Origin of the sequence: Streptomyces sp. NPDC004542 (assembly GCF_040610035.1) — a bacterium.
Lineage (GTDB): Bacteria > Actinomycetota > Actinomycetes > Streptomycetales > Streptomycetaceae > Streptomyces.
On the sequence record NZ_JBEXLP010000186.1, the window covers coordinates 1 to 3,732 of the forward strand.

Annotated in this window: 2 protein-coding genes; both read right to left on the bottom strand. The window is 67.7% G+C overall.

The annotated features are described in order from the left end of the window. The coding region (locus ABZX30_RS37825; protein WP_355942905.1) for an amino acid adenylation domain-containing protein at positions 1–3,323 on the bottom strand (3,323 nt) is incomplete at its 3' end. Beyond that, a partial coding sequence (locus tag ABZX30_RS37830) for a phosphopantetheine-binding protein (RefSeq protein ID WP_355942908.1) occupies positions 3,320–3,732 on the bottom strand: 413 nt, incomplete at its 5' end. The genes ABZX30_RS37830 and ABZX30_RS37825, both read right to left, overlap by 4 nt.

The following is a 3,732-nucleotide window of genomic DNA, read 5'->3' on the forward strand; positions in this document are numbered from 1 at the left end:
GCCAGCGGGTAGACATCCGCGACATTGGCCGCGCCACCCGGCACCCGCGCAACCACCCGACCGACCTCCTCGGCCGTCAGGTCCACCAGCGGCAGCATGCCCGGCGTGATCTCCGTCGCGCCGTCAGGAATCAGGTTCGGCGGAACCTCCACCTGTCCCGGAGCCGCCACCACGGCCAACCCGGCCGGCGTCGGCGTCTGGAACAACGCCCGCACCGACACCGAAACACCACGCGCCCGCAACCGCTCCACCAGCGTGACTGCGAGGAGTGAGTGTCCACCGAGCGCGAAGAAGTCGGCATCCACACCGACCTTCTCGACACCGAGCACCTCAGCGAACGCCTGGCACAGAATCTCCTCCTGCACCGTCACCGGCCCCCGGCCCACACCCGCCGCAACCGAATAGTCCGGCACCGGCAACGCCCGACGATCCAGCTTCCCGTTCACCGTCAGCGGCAACGCCTCCAGCACCACCACCGCCGACGGCACCATGTACCCCGGCAACCGCTCCGCCGCGAACGCACGCAGGGCTTCGGACAGCGTCGCGTCTGCGACATCACTGCCCTCCTCCGGAACGACGTACGCGACCAGGCGCCCGTCGCCGACGGTGTCCATGTGCGTGACCACGACTACCGCCTGTGCCACGGCGCTGTGCCCGGTCAGGACGGTTTGGATCTCGCCCGGCTCGATGCGGAAGCCGCGGATCTTGACCTGGTCGTCGACCCGGCCCAGATACTCCAGGCGACCGTCCCGGTCCCAGCGCACCAGGTCACCGGTGCGATACATCCGCGCGCCCGGTTCGAACGGGCATGCCACGAACCGTTCGCCGGTCAACGCCGGGCGCCCCAGGTAGCCGCGGGCCAGACCCGTACCCGCCAGATACAGCTCGCCCACCACGCCCACGGCCACCGGGCGCAGCTCTCCGTTCAACACAAAGGCACGAGTGTTGGCGATGGGCCGGCCGACAAGCGGCTGTTCACCTTCCGCCGCGTCGAACCACAGTGCGTCCACAGTGCACTCGGTCGGCCCGTAGATATTCAGGCACCGGGTCCCTTCGGTCCGCCGCATGCGGTCCCACAGCGCACCGCCGACCCCCTCGCCGCCCAGCATCACCAGATCGGGCAGCGCATCTGGATGGTCGAGCAAGCCCTCGGCCACCAATTGCTCCGTGTACGTGGGGGTCACGTCCAGAACGTTGATGCGGTGCTCGGCGATGTAACCCACCATGGCGCTTGCGTCGCGGCGCACATCGTCGCTGATCACATGCCACTCGTGGCCTGCCACCATCCACAGCAGGCCCTCCAGCGAGGTGTCGAAGGAAAACGAGGTCGTCAGCGCGATGCGCATACGCTGCGGCCCCTGCGGCATCACTCTCGAGCGGTGGAAGCTGTAAAGGTTGTTGAGGCCTGCGTGCGGTACGACCACGCCCTTGGGGCGGCCCGTGGACCCGGACGTGTAGATGACGTATGCGGGATCTACCGACGATGGCCTCACCCACTCCGGCACGCCGGACTCGTCGGTGTCGGACAGCCCGGCCAACTCATCAGCTGTCTCCTCGGCGCCGACAACGACCGTTGAGGCCGCCGCAGGCCCGGGCACCAGCGATGTGGAACCCTCCGACACCAGCAGCACCGTCGGCGCCGCGTCGCCGAGCATGTACTCGATCCGTTCGGCCGGGTACTCCGGGTCGACGGGCAGGTACACGCCTCCGGCCTTCAAAACGGCGAGGAGCGCCACGACCATGTCGACGCCACGCTCCATACAGACCGCGACGATCGACTCCGGTCCGACGCCACGTATGACCAATAACTGTGCCAGCCGGTTCGCCCGCGCCTCCAGTTCCGCGTACGACACCTCGGCCCCCTGTGAAACGAGGGCGACGGCTTCCGGCGTACGCGCCACTTGTGCCGCGAACAGCTCCGAGAGCGAAGTGTCCGCCACCTCGACCGCGGTGTCGTTCCATTCCGTCAGAAGCCGACCGCGTTCGCCCACGTCGAGGATCTCCACCGCACCGATCCTCGTTCGCGGATCGGCGGCCAGCGCCTCGACGACCCGGGCCCAATAGGCCGCTATCCGCTCGGCCGACTCCACGTCGAACAGGTCCGTGGCCGCCACCAGAGTGCCGCGCAGTCCTGACGGAGCGCCTTGGCCATCGGTCCTTTCCCCAACGGAGATCTCGAGATCGAACTTCGCCGCCGTCGCCCCGGTCGGCACCCCCTCAACCTTCAGTCCGGGCAGATTCAGGGAAGCCGCGCCCATGTTCTGGACCGTCAACATCACCTGGAACAACGGATGCCGCGACAAGGAGCGAACCGGGGCCAGCTCCTCCACCAGCCGTTCGAACGGCACATCCTGGTGCTCGAACGCCCTCAGGCCCGCCTCGCGGACCCGGTCGAGGACCTCGTCGAACGTCGGATCGCCCGACAGATCGGTACGGATCACCAGGGTGTTCACGAAGAAGCCGACCAGGTCGTTGAGGGCCCTGTCCGTGCGCCCCGCGATCGCCGACCCGATCGGGATGTCCGTACCCGCACCCATGCGATATAGCGTCACCGACAAGGCGGCCTGCATCAGCATGAACAGGCTCATGCCTCGCTCTCGCCCAACAGCGACCAGCCGTTCATGCACTTCGGCCGGGACTCGCAGCGGAATGCGGTGCCCTTCGTAAGAGGAGACAGCCGGGCGGGGCCGGTCGGCCGGAAGCGTCAGCTCCGCAGGCACATCGGCAAGCTCCTCACGCCAGTACGCCACCTGCCGGGAGAGCACGCTCTGCGGATCGTCCTCCTTCCCGAGCAACTCTCGTTGCCACAAGGTGTAATCCGCGTACTGCACCGGGAGCGGCTCCCATTCCGGGGCCTCGTCCTTCAGCCGTGCCTGGTAAGCGGCCGACAGGTCCCGTGCCAGGGGGGACCAGGACCAGCCGTCGCCGGCGATGTGGTGCACCACCAGCACGAGTACGTGTTCCCTCGGCCCCAACACGAGCAACGATGCGCGCAACGGGACCTCGACGCCCAGATCAAATGCGTGCCGCGCCGCCCGGGACACCGCCTCCGTCAGCTCTTCCGGTGCCGTATCGGCGATGGTCAGCTCGAAACCGGCCTGCTCCGGCTCGAGGACACGCTGAAAAGGCTCCCCGCCGGATTCAGGGAACACAGTGCGCAGCACTTCATGCCGACCGATCACATCCAGTAGCGCAGATCTCAGTGCTTCCTGGTTGAGCGCCCCGGAGAGGCGCACAACGGTAGGGCTGTTGTAGGTGGCGCTGGGGCCCTCCAGCTTTGCCAGGAACCACAGCCGACGCTGAGCGAACGAAAGTGGGATCATGAGAAGTCCTCCTGCTTACGCATCGGCCGCAGCGTGGGCCTGACATTCCGTTGGTCACTGCCTTGTTCGGCGAGCCAGGCCGCGAGCCCTGCTGGCGTGGGCGTCGTGAACACCGCACGGATCGAGAGCTCCGCGCCCAATTCCGCACGCACCTCGCTGACCAGCCTGGTCGCCAGCAGCGAGTGTCCGCCGAGCTCGAAGAAGTCGTCGTCGACGCCGACACTGCCCAGACCCAGGAGTTGCGCAAACGCGCTACACAGGAGCTCTTCCTGGGGAGTGGACGGTTCGCGCCGCGCGGCCGTGGTGCCCGTCCTGTAGTCCGGTGCGGGCAGGGCCTTGCGGTCCAGCTTGCCGTTGCCCGTCAACGGCAGCCCCTCCAGCACGACCACCGCGGAGGGGACCATGTGCT